Source organism: Cupriavidus sp. C3SS-1, assembly GCF_057073755.1.
In genome coordinates this window covers 285,245-302,100 of sequence record NZ_CP172700.1, presented here as the reverse complement: position 1 = coordinate 302,100, position 16,856 = coordinate 285,245, and the positions used below count along the sequence as shown (strand labels likewise).

The window sequence follows — 16,856 nt, the reverse complement described above, 5'->3', positions numbered from 1 at the left end:
AGCCGTACACTACTCCCGCCCGAGGTGAGGGGCAAGCGACTCAGTGCTGCATGCCCCAGAGGATCGCAGGCAGCGCCGCCGGCACCAGGATCAGCACCACATAGCGCACGCCACGCAGCCCGTAGTTGCGCCCGGCCATGCGCAGCGTCTCGGGCACGCCGCGAAAGCCCGCATAGGCGTTCAGTGGGAGCGGCCACAGCGTAGGACCGGCGGCTCGGCTGACCGCCATGGAGGGTTGCAGTCATGGCAGGCTCTGTGAGCGGCTACGAGCCTTGCACTGCAGGGAACGATCAGCCGGCCTGCTGCTTGTCCTCGATCAGCCGCACCAGCGCGTGCAGCAAGCGGTTGGCCGGCACGGCAATGCCGAGTGCATCGCCGCGGCGCACGATCAGGCCATTGAGATGGTCGATCTCGCTGCGCTTGCGGCGCGCGAGATCCTGCGCGGTCGATGACGTCTGCGCGGGCATGGTCTGCGCGATGCGGCTCACCGCCAGCGCAGTATCCGGGGGCAGGATCACGCCGTCGGCCTGCGCGACCGCGAGGCATTCCGCGACGATATCGCGCATCACGGCCTCCACGCCTTCGCCGCGCACCAGCCGGCCATACGGCAACTGCGTGATCGCCGACAGCGCGTTGTACACGCAGTTGAGGATCAGCTTGGCCCACAGTGCGCCGCGCACATTGCCGGAAGTCTCGACCGGCACGCCGGCCGCGGCCAGCGTGCTGGCGAGGCGCTCGCCCTGGCTGGTCGGCTCGATCACCAGTTCACCGCGCCCGTTGTGCCTGACGTGTCCCGGGCCCGCCATCTCGGTGGCGACATAGACCACCGCCGCAGCCACCTCCTGCTCCAGCAGGCCACGCAGCGTCTCGGCATTCTCGACGCCGTTCTGCAGCGACAGCACCAGCGCGTCCGGCGCGAGCGCCGGCTTCATGGCCAGTGCCGCGCCCTGCGTGTCGGTGGATTTCACGCAGAACAGCACGAGATCCGCGCCCTGCACCGCGCTCGCCTCGGTGCTCGCCGACACCCTGACCTGCTCGTCGAACGATTGCGTTTCCAGGCGCAGGCCGCGCGCCTCGATGGCCCGCACGTGTTGCGGCCGGGCGATCAGCACCACCTCGTGGCCGGCCCGCGCCAGCATCCCGCCGTAGTAGCAACCGACTGCCCCGGCACCCATCACTGCGACTTTCATGATTTGCACGCTCCCTGCTGTGAACCCCGATGGTGCGCGACGCGGGCGCCATACCCCAGCCCGCCGTCGCCTGCATGAAGACGATTATGACAGGGCAGCTGCGCAGGGCCGCGCATATGCAAATGCAATTTGGTTCTTTGCCGCGCATCGCCTCGGACATCCTGTGCTGCTACCATGCGCAAGCCCGGCGCAACGTACGCCGCGGCTTCATCCGGCATCTTCCTCGCGCATGCCGCTCCAGCACCCGACCAAGAACGACCCGATCATGAGACTTGAAACCATTGCCGTCCACGGCGGCTATTCGTCCGACCCCACCACGCGCGCCGTCGCGGTGCCGATCTACCAGACCGTCGCGTACTCGTTCGACAGCGCGCAACACGGCGCCGACCTGTTCGACCTGAAGGTGCCCGGCAACATCTACAGCCGCATCATGAACCCGACCAACGACGTGCTGGAGCAGCGCCTGGCCGCGCTGGAAGGCGGCGTGGGCGCGCTGGCGCTGGCCTCGGGCATGGCGGCCATCACCTACGCGATCCAGACCATCGCGGAGGCCGGCGACAACATCGTCTCGTCGAGCCAGCTCTACGGCGGCACCTATAACCTGCTCGCGCACACGCTGCCGCAGTCGGGCATCGAAACGCGCTTCGCCGATGGCCGCAACCCGGCGGCTTTCGGCGACCTGATCGACGAGCGCACCAAGGCCGTGTTCGTCGAATCGGTCGGCAACCCGCTCGGCAATGTGGTCGACATCGAAGCCATTGCGCGCGTGGCGCACAGCCACGGCGTGCCGCTGATCGTCGACAACACCGTGCCCTCACCATACCTGTGCCGGCCCTTCGAGCACGGCGCGGACATCGTCGTGCATTCGCTGACCAAGTACCTCGGCGGCCATGGCACCAGCGTGGGCGGCGCCATCGTCGACAGCGGCAAGTTCCCGTGGGCCGAGCACAAGGCGCGCTTCAAGCGCCTGAATGAACCGGATGTGTCCTACCACGGCGTGGTCTATACCGAAGCGCTGGGCCCGGCGGCCTACATCGGCCGCGCACGCGTGGTGCCGCTGCGCAATACCGGCGCGGCGCTGTCGCCGTTCAACGCGTTCCTGATCCTGCAGGGCATTGAAACGCTGGCGCTGCGCCTGGACCGCATCACCGAAAACACGCTGGCCATCGCCAGGCACCTGCAGAAGCACCCCAAGGTGGACTGGGTCAACTTCGCCGGCCTGCCCGATCACGCCGACCACGCGCTGGTGCAGAAGTACCTCGGCGGCCGCGGCCCCGGCATCCTGTCGTTCGGCCTGAAGGCCGGCGGGCGCGAAGGCGGCGCACGCTTCCTCGACGCGCTGCAGCTGTTCACGCGCCTGGTCAATATCGGCGACGCCAAGTCGCTGGCCACGCACCCGGCGTCCACCACGCACCGCCAGCTCAACGCCGATGAACTAAAGGCCGCGGGCGTGAGCGAAGACATGGTGCGCCTGTCGATCGGCATCGAGCATATCGACGACCTGCTCGAGGACCTCGACCGCGCGCTGAACGCTGCCTGAGCGGGATGACGCAACCGCGTGTACCCGCATGGGGCGCGCGGTCCTGCTGCCTGCGGCGTTCTTCGCCGCCGCCCATATGCGCTTTCAGCATATGGGCATGACGAAACACTCGTTCCTTCCTTGTCTGCTCCTTCCTACAATGGCCCGACCATGCAGCCCGATGGCTGCGCTATTCCAAAATACGGGAGCTTTGATGAAGATCGGCAAGGGGATCCGGCTGTTCGCAGCCGTGCTGGCAATTGGCGTGATGCAGGCAGCAGGCGCTGCCGAGCCGGACAAGAAGGAAATCCGCTTTGGCGCAACGGCCGGCCCGTACGCGGACCAGATCCGCTATGGCGTGAAGCCCGTGCTGGAAAAGCGCGGCTACAAGGTCACCATCGTCGAGTTCAGCGACTACGTGCAGCCGAACCTGGCGCTGGCCGATGGCGCGATCGACGCCAACGCGTTCCAGCACGTGGCCTACCTGAAGAAGTTCTCGGCCGACCGCAAGCTGCAGCTCTCCGAAGTGGTCCAGGTGCCGACGGCGCCGATCGGCATCTACAGCAACAAGCACAAGGCCCTCACCGAAGTGAAGCCCGGCGCCACGGTATCGCTGCCCAATGACCCGAGCAACCTCGCGCGCGCCATCACCATCCTGCAGCAGATCGGCTGGGTCACGCTCAAGCCGGGCACGGACATGATCCGCGCCTCGGAGCGCGACATCGACAGCAACCCGCACAAGCTCAAGCTGATCCAGCTCGAAGCCGCGCAGCTGCCGCGCTCGCTCGACGACGTCGACTATGGCTTCGTCAACGGCAACTTCGCGCTGGCCTCCGGCCTGAAGCTGGCCTCGGCGCTGGCGCTCGAGAAGATTCCCGACTACTACATGAACCTGGTGGCGGTGAAGACGGCGGACCTGAACAAGCCGTTCGTGAAGGACATCCGCGACGCCTACCAGTCGGCCGAGTTCAAGGCCGTGGCGCAGCAGCGCTTCGCGGGCTTCGTGCCGCCGGCTTACCAGAAGTAAGCCAACGGCTGAACGCAGCCAGCATGGAAAGGCTCCCATCGGGAGCCTTTCTTGTTTTAAGGGCTCCGCTTGCTGCAGCACGGCATGGGCGACCCCATTACGCTTCTGCGCCCGGAGTAACACAAGCGCCGCTTTCCGTCCCCCACGCCCGTGCCGATGCCCTAAACTCAAAGCAACCCGACGCGGTCCCGCTATCCCACAAGGTAGCGCGGGATCCCTGACACGCACATCGGAGGCCTCCCACATGGGCACGGTTGCGAGCTTTGACATCGGCTACACACGATACCTGGACCCGCCGGGCGCATCCCCGGTTTCTTCTTCCCCTCTCCCGCCATTCGCCACCGATCCGGACGCGCTGCTGCCGCTGTACCGCGCCATGGTGCTGACCCGCCAGTTCGACCTCAAGGCCATTGCGTTGCAGCGCACGGGCAAGATCGGCACGTTCGCGTCGGCGCTCGGACAGGAAGCCGTCGGCGTCGGCGTGGCCAGCGCCATGCGCCGCGAGGACGTGCTGGTGCCGTCCTATCGCGAGCATGCCGCGCAGTTCGTGCGCGGCGTCAGCATGACCGAGAGCCTGCTGTACTGGGGCGGCGACGAACGCGGCAGCGGCTTTGCGGCGGCGCCGCATGACTTCGGCAACAACGTGCCGATCGGCACGCAGGTTGGCCATGCCGCGGGCGTGGCCTATGCCTTCTTGCTGCGCAACGAACCGCGCGTAGCGGTCTGCATGCTCGGCGATGGCGGCACCTCGAAGGGCGATTTCTACGAGGGCATGAACATGGCCGGCGCGTGGCATGCACCGCTGGTCATCGTCGTGAGCAACAACCAATGGGCCATCTCGATGCCGCGCAGCCGCCAGACGGCCGCGCATACGCTGGCGCAGAAGGCGATCGCGGCGGGCATTCCGGGCGAGCAGATCGATGGCAACGACGTGGTCGCCGTGCGGCACCGCGTGGGCGAGGCGATCGAGCGCGCGCGGGCCGGCGACGGACCCACGCTGATCGAGGCCGTCACCTACCGGCTGGGCGATCACACCACGGCAGACGATGCGTCGCGCTACCGCGACGAGTCGACCGTCAAGGCGCACTGGCAGGCGGAGCCGCTGCTGCGGCTGCGCGAACACCTGGTCAAGCTCGGTGCCTGGGACGCGGGCCGCGAGGAGGCGCTGGTGCGCGAATGCTCGCAACAGGTGGCGCAGGCCGTGGAAGCGTATCTGTCGCTGCCCCCGCCGGATCCGGCTGCGATGTTCGACTGCCTGTTCGCCACCATGCCGGCGGCGTTGCAGGAACAGCTGGCGACGGCACGGCGCTACGCCGCGCCGCACCAGCCCAACCCGAACTGAGGCGCGCGCATCATGGCTGAAATCACTCTGGTCGAGGCCGTCAACCAGGCCCTGGGCTACGCGCTGGAACACGATCCCGACGTACTGCTGCTGGGCGAGGACATCGGCGTGAACGGCGGCGTGTTCCGCGCCACGGTCGGCCTGCAGGCTCGCTTCGGACCACAGCGCGTGCTGGACACGCCGCTGGCCGAATCCGGCATTGTCGGCGCGGCCATCGGCATGGCGGCGATGGGGCTCAAGCCCGTGGCCGAGATCCAGTTCACCGGCTTTATCTATCCGGCCATCGACAACATCATCAACCACGCCGGGCGCATGCGGCACCGCACGCGCAACCGGCTGGGCTGTCCGCTGGTGGTGCGCTCGCCGTTCGGCGCGGGCATTCATGCGCCCGAGCATCATTCGGAAAGCCCCGAGGCGATGTTCGCCCACATGCCGGGCATCCGCGTGGTCATCCCGTCGTCGCCGGCGCGCGCGTATGGCCTGCTGCTGGCCGCGATCAATGACCCCGACCCGGTGATCTTCCTGGAGCCGACGCGCCTGTACCGGCTGTTCCGCCAGGAGGTCGTCAACGATGGCGCGGCCTTGCCGCTCGATGCCTGTTTCACGCTGCGCGACGGCAGCGATGTCACGCTGGTGAGCTGGGGCGCGATGCTGCAGGAAACGCTGGCCGCGGCGGACCAGCTCGCCGAGGAAGGCGTGTCCGCCGCCGTGATCGACGTGGCCACGCTCAAGCCGCTCGACATGCAGACCATCCTCGAATCGGTGGCGCGCACGAGCCGTTGCGTGATCGTCCACGAGGCGCCGCGCACGGCGGGCTTCGGCGCGGAGATTGCCGCGGGGCTGGCCGATGCCGGCCTGTACTCGCTGGCGGCGCCGGTGCAGCGCGTGACCGGCTTTGACACCGTGGTGCCGCTTTCGCGGCTCGAGCATACCTACCTGCCGAGCGTGGCGCGCATCGTCGATGCCGTGCGCAAGGCGCTGGCTGCCTGACCGAATCTGGGGAAGAAAATCCGGGGACGCAACCATGAGAGTGTTCAAGCTGCCCGACCTGGGCGAAGGCCTGCAGGAGGCCGAGATCGTGACCTGGCATGTGAAGGCCGGCGACACCGTGGCCGTCGACCAGCCACTGCTGTCGGTGGAAACCGCCAAGGCCATCGTCGAGATTCCGTCGCCTTACGCGGGCACGGTCGGCAAGCTGTTTGCGCAGACCGGGGACATCGTCCACCTTGGCGCGCCGCTCGCGGGCTTCGAGGGCGCCGGCGATGATTCCGATGCGGGGACGGTGGTCGGCGCGGTCAAGGTCGGCTCGCACGTGGTGTCGGAATCGGCCACGCCGCTCGCGCCCGGCGCGGGAGGCGCCGGCATCAAGGCGACGCCGGCCGTGCGCGCACTGGCGCGGCGACTGGGCGTGGACCTGGCGATGGCAAACCCGTCCGGTGCGGATGGCGTGGTCACCGCCGCGGATGTAGAGCGCGTGGCTTCGACACTCGCCGAAACGGGGCCGGGCGAGGTCCTGCGCGGCGTGCGCCGCGCGATGGCGCAGAACATGGCGCGCGCGCAGAGCGAGGTCGCCGCCGCAACGGTAATGGACGATGCCGATATCCATGCCTGGCGGGGCGCGCATGACGTCACCATCCGCCTGGTGCGCGCGCTGGTAGCCGGCTGCCGTGCGGAACCTGGCCTGAATGCCTGGTACGAAGGCCAGACCGGCAAGCGCCACGTCATGCAGAAGATCGATGTCGGCATTGCCGCGGACCTGCCGGAGGGCCTGTTCGTGCCAGTGCTGCGCAACGTGGGCAACCGCGACGCGGCCGACCTTCGCCACGGGCTGGATCGCATGCGCGCCGATATACGGGCGCGCACCATCGCGCCGGAAGAGATGCGCGGCAGCACCATCACGCTTTCGAACTTCGGCATGATCGCGGGCCGCTATGCGGCGCCGATCGTGGTGCCGCCGACCGTGGCAATCCTCGGCGCCGGACACATCCGCGACGAGGTGGTGGCCGCCGGCGGCGTGCCGGCAGTGCACCGCGTGATGCCGCTGAGCCTGACCTTCGACCACCGCGTGGTCACCGGCGGCGAGGCGGCGCGCTTCCTCGCCGCAGTGATCGCCGACCTGGCGCTGCCTGAATAGCCGGCGGGGTCAGGCCAGGCGGATCTCGCCGTCGAACGTCGTGCTCAGCTTCAGCTTGCCAAGTTCCAGCGTCATCTTCACTGGCAGGATCTCGTTGCCGGCGAGCTCGCCGCTGTCGAGCGCGGCGGCCACGGCTTGTTCGATCTCTCGCTGAGAACCGACACCCACGGTCTTGAGGAACTTGCGGATGCTCGTGTTGAAGGCTTCCTGGTCCATGTCGATCTCCTGACGGGTGGTTCGCTTGCCGATTACGCCTTGATAGTAGTGCAGGTGCCGCAGGACTGGCGCGCGCGTGCAAAACGCGCTACACAGGAGGCTGGCCGCCCAGGAGATGCGATGCCCGCCATCCATGACCGCACGAGTCCAACGTACCGCTGGCTGTATCGCCTGGCATCGCTGCTGGCGGCCACACTGCTCATGGCGGGCTGCGCCAGCCTGCCGCCGCAGGACGGGCGCGTCGCCTCCCACGCGGTCACCGATACGGCCGGCACGCTGCTGGGCCGCACCATGGCGCCGCTGCTGTCCGCGCACCCGGGCCAGTCGGCCTTCTATCCGCTCGCCAGCGGCCCGGACGCACTGGTGGCGCGACTGGCACTGGCCAGGGCCGCGCGGCGCACGCTGGACGTGCAGTATTACATCTACGACGGCGACCTGACCGGAAAGACGCTGCTGGCCGATATCATCGCCGCAGCCGACCGCGGCGTGCGCGTGCGGCTGCTGCTCGACGACCTGCACCTGTCCGGCCAGGACCGCATCCTGTCCGCGCTCGACGACCATCCGAACATCGAAGTCCGGCTGTTCAACCCGTTCACGGCACGCAGCCTGCGCATGGCCCAGATGGCCTTCGACTACAGCCGGCTGAACCGCCGCATGCACAACAAGTCGATGACGGCCGACAACCAGGCCACCATCGTGGGCGGCCGCAATATCGGCGACGCCTATTTCGCGGCCGACAAGGGTTCGGACTTCACGGATCTCGACCTGTTGCTGGCCGGCCCCGTGGTGCCCGAGGTCTCGGCCGTGTTCGACGACTACTGGAACGGTGCCGCCGCGTACCCCGTGAGTGCGCTGGCCAGGCCGCCAGAGGACGCGGCGGCGCAATTGCAGGACATACGCGAATACCTCCACCAGCATGTCGCCGAAGCGCGCGGCGGCGAGTATTCGCAGGCCCTGCTGGCGTCCGGCCTCGCGCAGGCACTCGAAAGCGGCAAGCTACCGGCGTACTGGGGCCACGCCGCGGTGATCGCCGACAAGGCGGCCAAGGTCACGCTGCCGCCCGAAGACGATTCGAGCCATGCCATCCCCAAGCTGGCGAAGCTGCTCGGCAGCGCGCAACAGGAACTGGCGCTGGTATCGCCTTACTTCGTGCCGGACCGCAAGTCGGTGGACTGGCTCGCGCAGATGACAAGGCGCGGCGTGAAGGTGCGCATCCTGACCAACTCCTTCTCGGCCACCGACGTCAGTGCGGTGCACGCGGGCTATTCGCCCTGGCGCAAGGACCTGCTCGAAGCCGGCGTGGAACTCTATGAACTCAAGCCATCGGCCTACGCCGAGATCGCGCATGAAGGCAAGCACGCGCACCGCAGCATGATCAGCAAAAGCCGCGCCAGCCTGCATGCGAAGAGCTATATGGTGGACCGGCACCTGCTGTTCGTCGGCTCGCTCAACCTGGACCCGCGCTCGGCCCGGCTCAATACCGAGATGGGCGTGGTGGTCGACAGCGCGCCGCTGTGCGAAGCGCTCGGCAAGGACCTGGACCAGGCGCTGCTGGATGTTGCCTACAAGGTCATGCTCGCACCCGGCACCGACGGCAACGCCGCCCACCTGGAATGGGTGACGCGCGAGAACGGCCTGCTGCGCACCTATGACAGCGAGCCGGGCATGGGCGCGCTGCAGCATCTCGGACAGGGACTGCTGCGGATGCTGCCGATCGAAGAAGAACTATAGACTGCCGGACGGCGCATCTGGCCGTGCTTTGGCCCTGTATATAATGCGGTTCCGATCGCCGCCGCGCATCGCGACTGAGCTCCATGGAATCCAAGACCGCCCGCCTCACCATCCTGATCGATCCGGCCAAGAAGAAGGCTTTCGAGACCCTGTGCGCGTCGCAGGACCTGACACCCTCGCAAGTGGTGCGGCAACTCATCCGCGAATATCTCGCCCAGCACGGCGTGGACTACGCCACCAAGCCAAAGGCCGCCGGCCGCAAGAAGGCTCCGGCCGACAAGGCCTGAGCCCGGACGTCATTCCTGCCGCGCGATCCGCGCACAGCGCTCGGTCGCTTCGGCCAGCGTTTCCTGGTAGTTCCCCTCCCCCAGCGCCGCCAATACGCCGGCGCGCGCGAGCTTCTGGCGCACGCGCGCGTTGGCTTCGCACAGCACCACGGCCACGCCGCGATGCCTGAGCTTGCCGATCACCTCCTCCAGCGTCTGCAGGCCGGTCATGTCCATGAACGGCACGCGGCGCAGCCGGATCAGCAGCACACGCGGATCGGTATGGGTCTGGACCAGCGCCCGCTCGAAGTTCTCCACCGCGCCGAAAAAGAACGGCCCGTCGATGCCATACACCAGCACGCCGGCCGGCAGGCCGGACGGCGCCCCGCCGTCGCGCGACAGTTCGTGCTCCAGGTCGGGCGCATCCTGGCGTGACACCTCCACCGACTCCGCCATGCGCCGCAGGAACTGCAGCATGGCCAGGATCACGCCGATATTGACCGCCACCACCAGGTCGGTCAGTACGGTCAGGCAGAACGTGATCAGCAGGATGGCCACGTCCGCCCGCGGCGCGCGGCGCACCATGCGCGCGAAATGCCGCAGCTCGCTCATGTTGTAGGCCACCACGAACAGGATCGCCGCCAGCGCGGCCAGCGGCACATTGGCGGCCAGCGGCGCCAGGAACATCACCACCAGCACCAGCGTCACGGCGTGGGTGATGCCCGCCAGCGGACTGTTGCCGCCATTGCGGATATTGGTCGCGGTACGCGCGATGGCGCCGGTCGCGGCAAAGCCGCCGAACAGCGGCGCGACCACGTTGGCCAGCCCCTGCCCCACCAGCTCCTGGTTGGAGTCATGGCGCGTGCCGGCCATGCCGTCGGCGACCACGGCGGACAGCAGCGATTCGATCGCGCCGAGCATCGCGATGGTGAAGGCCGGCCCGGCCAGTTCCAGCACGCGCGCGAGCGTGACCTCGGGCAGCGACAGCCCCGGCAAGCCGCGCGGCAGGCCACCGAAGGCGCTGCCGATGGTGGCCACGCCATCGAAGTGGAACAGCGCCTGGATAGCGGTGGCCGCCACCAGCGCCACCAGCGGCCCCGGAATGCGCCGCAGCCAGGGTACGCGCGGCGTGCCGACCACCAGCAGCAGGCTCAGCAGCGCGATCCCCGTGGTGGCCGGATGCAGATGCGGCAAGACTTGCAGCAGGTGCCAGAGCTTCTGGTGGAAATGGTCGCCGGCGACCGCGGGCAGGCCGAAGAAGTCGCGCCACTGGCCGACGAAGATGATCACGCCGATGCCTGCGGTGAAGCCAACGATCACCGGCGCCGGGATATAGCGGATCACGCTGCCAAGCCGTGTCAGCCCCATGGCCACCAGGATCAGGCCGGCCATCAGCGTGGCGATCTGCAGGCCGTCGATGCCATGCTTTGCCGTGATGCCCGACAGGATGACGATGAACGCCCCGGTCGGCCCGGCGATCTGCACCCGGCTGCCGCCGGTCGCCGAGACCAGCAGGCCGGCCACGATCGCCGTGTACAGCCCCTGCTCCGGCTTCGCCCCCGAAGCCATCGCAAAGGCCATGGCCAGCGGCAGCGCCACCACGCCGACGATGGCCCCCGCAACGATATTGGAAAGCCAGTTCCCGCGGCGGAACAATCCAGCCTGCCATGCTTCGCGCAACGCAATCATTGGGGCACCTTCGTCGACGGAGAACCGATAAGCACATCGGATGATAACAGTATGTTAATTATCGTCTACACCGGCCAAGCCCGTCCGGCGGCGGCGTACCGATGGCGGAAAGCGCACTGAAGGGCTGTCGCGGCGGGCAGGCAATTCCTATACTGGAGTGGCCCGCGCGAACCCGGGCGTGCAGCCGGGAATGCGCCGGCTTTCAGTGGACTGGCAGGCGGAGGACACGATGTTCAAGCACTTCCTGGTTCCCACGGATGGCTCGCCCCGCGCCGACGCGATGATTGCGCGCGCCATGACCTTTGCCGGCCGGATCGGCGCCCGCGTCACCGGACTGCATGTGATTCCCCAGTACCACCTGATGACCTACCGGCTCACCAGCCTGCAGGACACCCGCGAGACATTCGCTGCGGAAGCGGCGCGCCATGCCGACGAATTCCTGGCCGCGCTCAGCCGGGCGGCCACGCAGGCAGGCGTGCCATGCGATACGGTCACCGCCACGGACGATCATCCGTGGCAGGCCATCGTGCAGACGGCGCAGCAAAGAGATTGCGACCTGATCGTGATGTCGTCGCACGGACGGCGCGGCCTGCAGGCCATGCTGATCGGCAGCGAGACGCACCGGGTCCTTACCCACAGCGCGATTCCCGTGCTGGTATTCCGCTAGGCGCGCGCAGGGGCCTGGCATGCGGGCGACAGCCCGTTTCCCCACCTTCATCACAAGACCAAGGAGTTCGATCATGGCGATTCGCATTGGCGAAGTTGCTCCGGATTTCACCGCCGAAACCACGCAGGGGCCGATCAGTTTCCATGAATGGATCGGCGACGGCTGGGCCATCCTGTTCTCGCACCCGAAGGATTTCACGCCGGTCTGCACCACCGAACTCGGCTATATGGCCGGCCTCAAGCCCGAATTCGAGAAGCGCAATACCAAGATTATCGGCCTGAGCATCGACCCGGTCGGCGATCATTCGCGCTGGGCCAAGGACATCGAAGAGACGCAGGGCCACGCGGTCAACTACCCGATGATTGGCGACGCCGACCTCAAGGTGGCCAAGCTCTACGACATGATCCATCCGGAAGCCAGCGGCGGTCCGCGCACGGCTGTGGATAACGCCACGATCCGCTCCGTGTTCTGGATCGGGCCGGACAAGAAGATCAAGGCGATGCTCGCGTACCCGATGAGCGCCGGCCGCAATTTCGATGAAGTCCTGCGGCTGCTGGACGCCCTGCAGCTCAATGCTAAGCATGCCGTGGCCACGCCGGCCAACTGGAAGCCGGGCGAAGACGTGATCATCCCGACCTCGGTTTCGGATGAGGACGCCCGGAAGAAATACCCGGACGGCTTCAAGACGCTGAAGCCCTACCTACGGGTAGTGTCGCAGCCAAAATAGGCCTGCGGCGGGCGCGCAGCCGTCCGTGCCCCCGGTGGTTACCGGCGCCGCCTCATACTTTTGCATGAGGCGACCGAATCACCGGGAAAACTATCCACAGGAACAGTGGATATCCGGCCTATTGACAACCGCACAAGGCGCGCCGGGACTGGGAAACACTGGAGTGCCTAAATTCTAGGCAGGCCGCCGGTGTGGGGAAATGGTTGCACCGGCAGCGATTCTGTGCCTGATGCGATACAACCCGGGTCCGGTTCAGTGCACCAGGACGCTGCGAAGCGTCTCGGCCAGTTCCTTGGCCACGAACTTGGCCACATAGGCATCGGCGCCGACCTTGCGGACGTGTTCCTCGCTCGCCTCGCCAGAAAGCGATGAATGAATCACCACCGGAAGCGACTTGAGGCGGCTGTCCGCCTTGATCCGGCGGGTCAGCGTAAAGCCATCCATCTCGGGCATTTCCAGATCGGTCAGCACCAGCGCCACCTCGTCGTGGATCGAGCGGCCGTGGCTGGCCGCCTCGGTCGCCATGCTGTCGAGCAGCTCCCAGGCTTCCTTGCCCGACTTGGTCATGACCACCGGCGCGCCGAGCGCCTTCAGGCTCTGCTCGATCAGCCCGCGTGCGAGCGCCGAATCGTCGGCGGCGATCACCTTGGTGCCCGGCGGCAGCGCGAGCTGCGGCCCGACGGATTCCGGAACGACGTCCGGCTGGCGCGACGGCAGCACGTCGCGCAGGATCTGCTCGACGTCGAGCACCTGCACCAGGCGCGCCTGGTCGGTGCCGGCATCGAGCTTGGCGATGCTGGTCACGTGGCCGGTGCGCACGCTGGCCTCGGCCGAATGCACCTGGTTCCATTCCAGCCGGACGATCTCTTCGACCGCTTCCACGGCAAACCCCTGCGTAGACCGCGCATATTCGGTGACCAGCAGGATGCCCAGGCCGTTCGCGGGCTTGCAGCCCACCAGGCGCGGCAGGTCGATCACGGGAATCACCTGGCCGCGGATATCGGCCATGCCGAGGATCGACGGATCCGCGCCGACCACCGTGGTAACCGGCGGCATCACCAGGATTTCGCGGACCTTGAAGACATTGATGCCGAACAGTTCGGACTGGCCTGAATGCTCGGCGTCGCCCAGCCGGAACAACAGCAATTCGAACTGGTTGTTGTTGGTCAGGTTGGTGCGCTCGTCGATGTCCCTCATCGAACTGCTCATGTGATGCTCCCCTTGCATGCCGATTGGCCGATTGGTTTGCCGCTGCGGTAGGTCTGGTCTGCGGCCTGGCGGCAGGCGGACAGCAGACGTTCGATGCTTGGATAACGGCAGGCGGGATGGGGGATTTAAGGCGCGCCCCCGCGCCAGATCAAGGCACAGGGCGCGGCGCACGTGGCGCGGCGGCGTTCAGCCGCCGGCCAGTGCCTGCAGGATGTGGACTTCGTCCTCGTCGTGCAGCGGCGCGTCGAGCCGCATCCACTGCACGCGATTGACGAAGACGCGGATATACGGCCGCAGCTTGTCCTGTTCGTCGACGATACGGAAACGCATGCCGGGGAATTGCCGGTCGAGATCCTCGAGCAGTTGGCCGATGCTGCCGCCATGCGCCTCCACCACCGGCTGCTGGCCGGTGTAGGAAAGCAGCGGCGAGGCAATATGCACGCGCATCGCCCGGGCCTCGCTCAGGCCGGCCGCGCGGACTGCACCGCGTAGATGTGCGGCAAATGGCTGGCGATGCACTGCCAGTGTTCGCCCTCGTCGGCACTGGCCCAGACCTCGCCACCGGTGGTGCCGAAGTACACGCCCACGGGTGCCTGCGCATCGGCCGCCATGGCCTGGCGCTTGACCGTGAGCCAGGCCTGCGCGGGCGGCAGGCCGCGGTCCTGGCGTTGCCAGGTTTCGCCGGCATCGCGCGTGACATAGGCCGCGGGCTTGCCGCCGGGGCTCACGCGCGGCCAGACGTCGCTGCCATCCATCGGGAACACCCACACCGTGCGCGGATCGCGCTGATGCGCGACGATCGGGAAGCCGATGTCCCCCACTTCGCGCGGCATGGCGTCGCCGATGCGCTTCCAGATTCCTTCGCGCCGGTCCATGCGGTAGATGCCGCAATGGTTCTGCTGGTACAGGATGTCGGGCGCGGCCGGATGCTGGAGCACGCAGTGCGGGTCGTGACCGTACTCGACGTCGGGGTCCGGCAGGAAATTGGCGGCGCAGCCGCGGTTCAGCGGCTTCCAGTCGGCGCCGGCATCGGTGCTTTCAAATACGCCGCCGCTCGACATGCCGATGTACAGGTGTTTCCGGTCGCGCGGGTCGACCAGGATCGAATGCAGCTTGGGGCCGTCGGGCGTGCCGTCCTGCTCGCCGCCGGTCCAGCTGCGCCGCATCGGATGATCGTTGAAACCGGTCACGGATTCCCAGCTTGCACCATGGTCTGTACTCCGGAACAGCCCTTGGGGAGACGTGCCGGCGTACCACGTGCCCGGTTCGGACGCGTGTCCCGGCGTCAGCCAGAAGACATGGTCGACGACGCGGCCCGTTTCGCCTTCGGGCGCCTTGGCAAAGGCGGGCGGACGCGTCGCTTCGGTCCAGTTCTCGCCGCCGTCCGTGGAGCGGAATACGGTCGGGCCGAGGTGGCCGGTGCGTGCGGCCATCAGCATGCGCCGGGGCTCGCGCGGGTCCTGCACGATGTGATGAATGGTATGCCCCAGGAATACCGGTCCCCGCAGGGTCCAATTGCGGCGGGCCGCATCACTGGTCAGGAACCACGCGCCCTTGATCGTGGCGACCAGCAGCATGGCCGGGCCGGATTCCGGAGTCGGCATCGAATGGGGCTCGGTATGCGGCGCCTTGGTAGCAGTCATCGTGACTCCCGCGGAATTGCCCCTTCAGGGGCGCGTGCTTTCGAGTCTAGTATATGTAGACAGTGTTCACAATTACGATGTGACGGCAGGATGTTGCCGTTAACTCGTTGCCCACCCACTCGTCCTACGCGCCATATCGATGCTGTTCACCGCAGATCTCGGCACAATGGATAGACATAGACGGAGAATTATGGGATAAGACCCATTGCCCCGGCCGCGCCCCGCCACGCCGGTTCCTCCCCCTCTATTTGCCGATGCTACGCTCTTTCCGCGCCCCCGCCCTGCTTCGCCATGCCCTGCATGGCGCGGCGGCGTGCGCGCCGGCGATGGCCACCCGCATCGGCTTGCCGGCGACCCCGGCCCATCGGGCCGTGCTTTTCCTGGCCGTGCGGACAGCTCGGCGGACCCCCGTCCCGACCTGAGCTTTCCCGCACGGCACTTTGCATGCCGCTGCCCTGTTGGCAGCCGCGATCCATCGTGCATCCAGGAGAAAGCCATGCCACAGATCTACCGCCGCACCCTTTGCGCCATGCTGGCGCTCGTGATCGTGTACGTTGCCCTCAACGCCTGAGCGGAGGGACTCCTCATGACCATGACCTTCGCATTGCGCCGTCCGGCGCAGGCACTGGCACGCGCCTTGGAATTGCGCATCGATGTCAGCCCCGGACGGGACGAAGTGGAAGACGAACTGGGCGCGCTGCATGACCGCATGCGCCGCCCCGGCGACCGGCTCAATGCGATGCCGGAGCAGCCCAGCGGGCTGCCGGGGCTGCGCCTGCGCTTTCGCGAGGCCGACGGCGAGATTTTCGTGTACGTGGAAGACGTGGCCAGCGGCCGGCTTGCGGGCTATACGGTGTTCAACCGGCTGATCGAGGTCGGCCGCCGCGCCGACCCGTGGGTGCGTTCGCCCCACACGAAGTTTGCGCCGGCTTACCAGCGCCACGGCCTGGCGTCGGGCCTTTACCGCTGGGCGCTCGATGGCGGACTGTGCCTGCTGAGCGGCGCCCGGCAGTCCGCGGGGGCTTATGCGCTGTGGCAATCGCTGGGCAACCGGTACACGCTGGGCTATGTCGACCTGCGCCACAAGACGCTCACCTATCTGGGCGAACAGGTCAGCGCAGCCATCATGGATGACCTGCACACACGCATGGTGCTGCTCGGCAATGGCTGGACGCTGGGTCGCTTCAAGGAAGCGACGGGGATGTACTAAGTCCGCTGGGGGCGGCGCTCTGAAGCGTTCAGAGCCAGGTGATGGGCGCTGCCAGGCGGGCATTCTCCACATGCAGCGCCCAGCCGCGCGCAAAGTATTCGCGCACGCGCGCGGCCAGCGAACGGCCGTTGCCCATGCGGGCGTACAGGTCTGTGTCGCGGGTCAGGTCGGTGGCAACAGCAGCCGGACGGCGGCTCGGCGACTGGCGATAAAGCGTATCAGCAAGGACTTGCATAAAAGGGCTCAGGCTAAGGGTAGAGGGAACGTCGATGAGAAGCGTACCGAG

At 67.3% G+C, this 16,856-nt stretch carries 17 protein-coding genes and 1 pseudogene; 10 read left to right on the top strand and 8 right to left on the bottom strand.

Translation table 11 applies throughout. The features are described 5' to 3' along the window. Positions 1-46 precede the first annotated feature (46 nt). A pseudogene (locus ACIGJC_RS17400) lies at positions 47-199 on the bottom strand (ABC transporter permease); the annotation flags it as partial. Positions 200-290: 91 nt separating this feature from the next. Next, positions 291-1,190: a ketopantoate reductase family protein gene (locus ACIGJC_RS17395; RefSeq protein WP_483713281.1), complete on the bottom strand. Its 900-nt coding sequence runs from the start codon at positions 1,188-1,190 to the stop codon at positions 291-293. Positions 1,191-1,455: 265 nt separating this feature from the next. Between ACIGJC_RS17395 and ACIGJC_RS17390 the strand changes: the two genes are divergently transcribed. The 5 genes from ACIGJC_RS17390 (at position 1,456) to ACIGJC_RS17370 (ending at position 7,212) form a co-directional block, all read left to right on the top strand. After that, positions 1,456-2,730, top strand: coding sequence for an O-acetylhomoserine aminocarboxypropyltransferase/cysteine synthase family protein (locus tag ACIGJC_RS17390; RefSeq protein WP_483713279.1), 1,275 nt, complete (start codon positions 1,456-1,458; stop codon positions 2,728-2,730). A gap of 193 nt (positions 2,731-2,923) precedes the next feature. Next, positions 2,924-3,736: a MetQ/NlpA family ABC transporter substrate-binding protein gene (locus tag ACIGJC_RS17385; RefSeq protein WP_483713277.1), complete on the top strand. Its 813-nt coding sequence runs from the start codon at positions 2,924-2,926 to the stop codon at positions 3,734-3,736. A 244-nt stretch (positions 3,737-3,980) separates the two neighbouring features. Then, complete coding sequence (gene pdhA, locus ACIGJC_RS17380; protein WP_483713276.1) at positions 3,981-5,078, top strand: pyruvate dehydrogenase (acetyl-transferring) E1 component subunit alpha; 1,098 nt, start codon at positions 3,981-3,983, stop codon at positions 5,076-5,078. Between the two features lie 12 nt (positions 5,079-5,090). After that, positions 5,091-6,068 carry an alpha-ketoacid dehydrogenase subunit beta gene (locus tag ACIGJC_RS17375; protein ID WP_483713275.1) on the top strand — a complete coding sequence of 326 codons (978 nt, stop codon included), beginning with the start codon at positions 5,091-5,093 and terminating at the stop codon, positions 6,066-6,068. A 34-nt stretch (positions 6,069-6,102) separates the two neighbouring features. Beyond that, complete coding sequence (locus tag ACIGJC_RS17370; RefSeq protein WP_483713273.1) at positions 6,103-7,212, top strand: dihydrolipoamide acetyltransferase family protein; 1,110 nt, start codon at positions 6,103-6,105, stop codon at positions 7,210-7,212. Positions 7,213-7,221: 9 nt separating this feature from the next. On the opposite strand, the gene ACIGJC_RS17365 is transcribed toward ACIGJC_RS17370, so the two are convergent. Further along, positions 7,222-7,428, bottom strand: a complete 207-nt coding sequence (locus ACIGJC_RS17365) for a DUF6494 family protein (protein ID WP_483713272.1) — start codon at positions 7,426-7,428, stop codon at positions 7,222-7,224. A gap of 120 nt (positions 7,429-7,548) precedes the next feature. Between ACIGJC_RS17365 and ACIGJC_RS17360 the strand changes: the two genes are divergently transcribed. Next, the gene (locus tag ACIGJC_RS17360; protein WP_483713270.1) at positions 7,549-9,159 is read left to right on the top strand and encodes a phospholipase D family protein; all 1,611 of its coding nucleotides are present in this window, start codon (positions 7,549-7,551) and stop codon (positions 9,157-9,159) included. An 83-nt stretch (positions 9,160-9,242) separates the two neighbouring features. Next, positions 9,243-9,446 carry a CopG family transcriptional regulator gene (locus ACIGJC_RS17355; RefSeq protein WP_483713268.1) on the top strand — a complete coding sequence of 68 codons (204 nt, stop codon included), beginning with the start codon at positions 9,243-9,245 and terminating at the stop codon, positions 9,444-9,446. A 9-nt stretch (positions 9,447-9,455) separates the two neighbouring features. Here the strand turns inward: ACIGJC_RS17355 and ACIGJC_RS17350 are convergent, their stop codons facing one another. Then, positions 9,456-11,114, bottom strand: a complete 1,659-nt coding sequence (locus ACIGJC_RS17350; RefSeq protein WP_483713267.1) for a SulP family inorganic anion transporter — start codon at positions 11,112-11,114, stop codon at positions 9,456-9,458. 229 nt (positions 11,115-11,343) lie between these two features. Here ACIGJC_RS17350 and ACIGJC_RS17345 point away from each other — a divergent pair, with 229 nt between their 5' ends. Both ACIGJC_RS17345 and ACIGJC_RS17340 read left to right on the top strand, forming a co-directional pair. Then, a complete protein-coding gene (locus ACIGJC_RS17345; protein WP_483714449.1) occupies positions 11,344-11,781 on the top strand; it encodes a universal stress protein in 438 nt (145 codons plus the stop codon). A gap of 73 nt (positions 11,782-11,854) precedes the next feature. Further along, positions 11,855-12,508, top strand: coding sequence for a peroxiredoxin (locus tag ACIGJC_RS17340; RefSeq protein WP_483713266.1), 654 nt, complete (start codon positions 11,855-11,857; stop codon positions 12,506-12,508). Positions 12,509-12,760: 252 nt separating this feature from the next. On the opposite strand, the gene ACIGJC_RS17335 is transcribed toward ACIGJC_RS17340, so the two are convergent. The 3 genes from ACIGJC_RS17335 to ACIGJC_RS17325 form a co-directional block, all read right to left on the bottom strand. Next, entirely contained in the window at positions 12,761-13,717 is a 957-nt protein-coding gene (locus ACIGJC_RS17335) for a chemotaxis protein (RefSeq protein ID WP_483713265.1), read from the bottom strand. Positions 13,718-13,903: 186 nt separating this feature from the next. Then, complete coding sequence (locus tag ACIGJC_RS17330; protein ID WP_483713264.1) at positions 13,904-14,164, bottom strand: MoaD/ThiS family protein; 261 nt, start codon at positions 14,162-14,164, stop codon at positions 13,904-13,906. Between the two features lie 14 nt (positions 14,165-14,178). Beyond that, complete coding sequence (locus ACIGJC_RS17325) at positions 14,179-15,360, bottom strand: WD40/YVTN/BNR-like repeat-containing protein (protein WP_483713263.1); 1,182 nt, start codon at positions 15,358-15,360, stop codon at positions 14,179-14,181. Between the two features lie 586 nt (positions 15,361-15,946). Between ACIGJC_RS17325 and ACIGJC_RS17320 the strand changes: the two genes are divergently transcribed. Then, on the top strand, positions 15,947-16,570 hold the full coding sequence (locus tag ACIGJC_RS17320; RefSeq protein WP_483713261.1) for an N-acetyltransferase: 624 nt from the start codon (positions 15,947-15,949) through the stop codon (positions 16,568-16,570). A 28-nt stretch (positions 16,571-16,598) separates the two neighbouring features. On the opposite strand, the gene ACIGJC_RS17315 is transcribed toward ACIGJC_RS17320, so the two are convergent. Continuing rightward, positions 16,599-16,805: a hypothetical protein gene (locus ACIGJC_RS17315; protein WP_483713260.1), complete on the bottom strand. Its 207-nt coding sequence runs from the start codon at positions 16,803-16,805 to the stop codon at positions 16,599-16,601. Positions 16,806-16,856: the final 51 nt, after the last annotated feature.

What these genes read in the sequence shown, in the direction of transcription:
- ACIGJC_RS17385 (WP_483713277.1), top strand. Translation starts at nt 2,924, where the DNA reads ATGAAGATCGGCAAGGGGATCCGGCTGTTCGCAGCCGTGCTGGCAATT.
- ACIGJC_RS17390 (WP_483713279.1), top strand. Translation starts at nt 1,456, where the DNA reads ATGAGACTTGAAACCATTGCCGTCCACGGCGGCTATTCGTCCGACCCC.
- ACIGJC_RS17345 (WP_483714449.1), top strand. Translation starts at nt 11,344, where the DNA reads ATGTTCAAGCACTTCCTGGTTCCCACGGATGGCTCGCCCCGCGCCGAC.
- ACIGJC_RS17350 (WP_483713267.1), bottom strand. Translation starts at nt 11,114, where the DNA reads ATGATTGCGTTGCGCGAAGCATGGCAGGCTGGATTGTTCCGCCGCGGG.
- ACIGJC_RS17370 (WP_483713273.1), top strand. Translation starts at nt 6,103, where the DNA reads ATGAGAGTGTTCAAGCTGCCCGACCTGGGCGAAGGCCTGCAGGAGGCC.
- ACIGJC_RS17395 (WP_483713281.1), bottom strand. Translation starts at nt 1,190, where the DNA reads ATGAAAGTCGCAGTGATGGGTGCCGGGGCAGTCGGTTGCTACTACGGC.
- ACIGJC_RS17315 (WP_483713260.1), bottom strand. Translation starts at nt 16,805, where the DNA reads ATGCAAGTCCTTGCTGATACGCTTTATCGCCAGTCGCCGAGCCGCCGT.
- ACIGJC_RS17365 (WP_483713272.1), bottom strand. Translation starts at nt 7,428, where the DNA reads ATGGACCAGGAAGCCTTCAACACGAGCATCCGCAAGTTCCTCAAGACC.
- ACIGJC_RS17355 (WP_483713268.1), top strand. Translation starts at nt 9,243, where the DNA reads ATGGAATCCAAGACCGCCCGCCTCACCATCCTGATCGATCCGGCCAAG.
- ACIGJC_RS17360 (WP_483713270.1), top strand. Translation starts at nt 7,549, where the DNA reads ATGCCCGCCATCCATGACCGCACGAGTCCAACGTACCGCTGGCTGTAT.
- ACIGJC_RS17325 (WP_483713263.1), bottom strand. Translation starts at nt 15,360, where the DNA reads ATGACTGCTACCAAGGCGCCGCATACCGAGCCCCATTCGATGCCGACT.
- pdhA (WP_483713276.1), top strand. Translation starts at nt 3,981, where the DNA reads ATGGGCACGGTTGCGAGCTTTGACATCGGCTACACACGATACCTGGAC.
- ACIGJC_RS17340 (WP_483713266.1), top strand. Translation starts at nt 11,855, where the DNA reads ATGGCGATTCGCATTGGCGAAGTTGCTCCGGATTTCACCGCCGAAACC.
- ACIGJC_RS17375 (WP_483713275.1), top strand. Translation starts at nt 5,091, where the DNA reads ATGGCTGAAATCACTCTGGTCGAGGCCGTCAACCAGGCCCTGGGCTAC.
- ACIGJC_RS17335 (WP_483713265.1), bottom strand. Translation starts at nt 13,717, where the DNA reads ATGAGCAGTTCGATGAGGGACATCGACGAGCGCACCAACCTGACCAAC.
- ACIGJC_RS17330 (WP_483713264.1), bottom strand. Translation starts at nt 14,164, where the DNA reads ATGCGCGTGCATATTGCCTCGCCGCTGCTTTCCTACACCGGCCAGCAG.
- ACIGJC_RS17320 (WP_483713261.1), top strand. Translation starts at nt 15,947, where the DNA reads ATGACCATGACCTTCGCATTGCGCCGTCCGGCGCAGGCACTGGCACGC.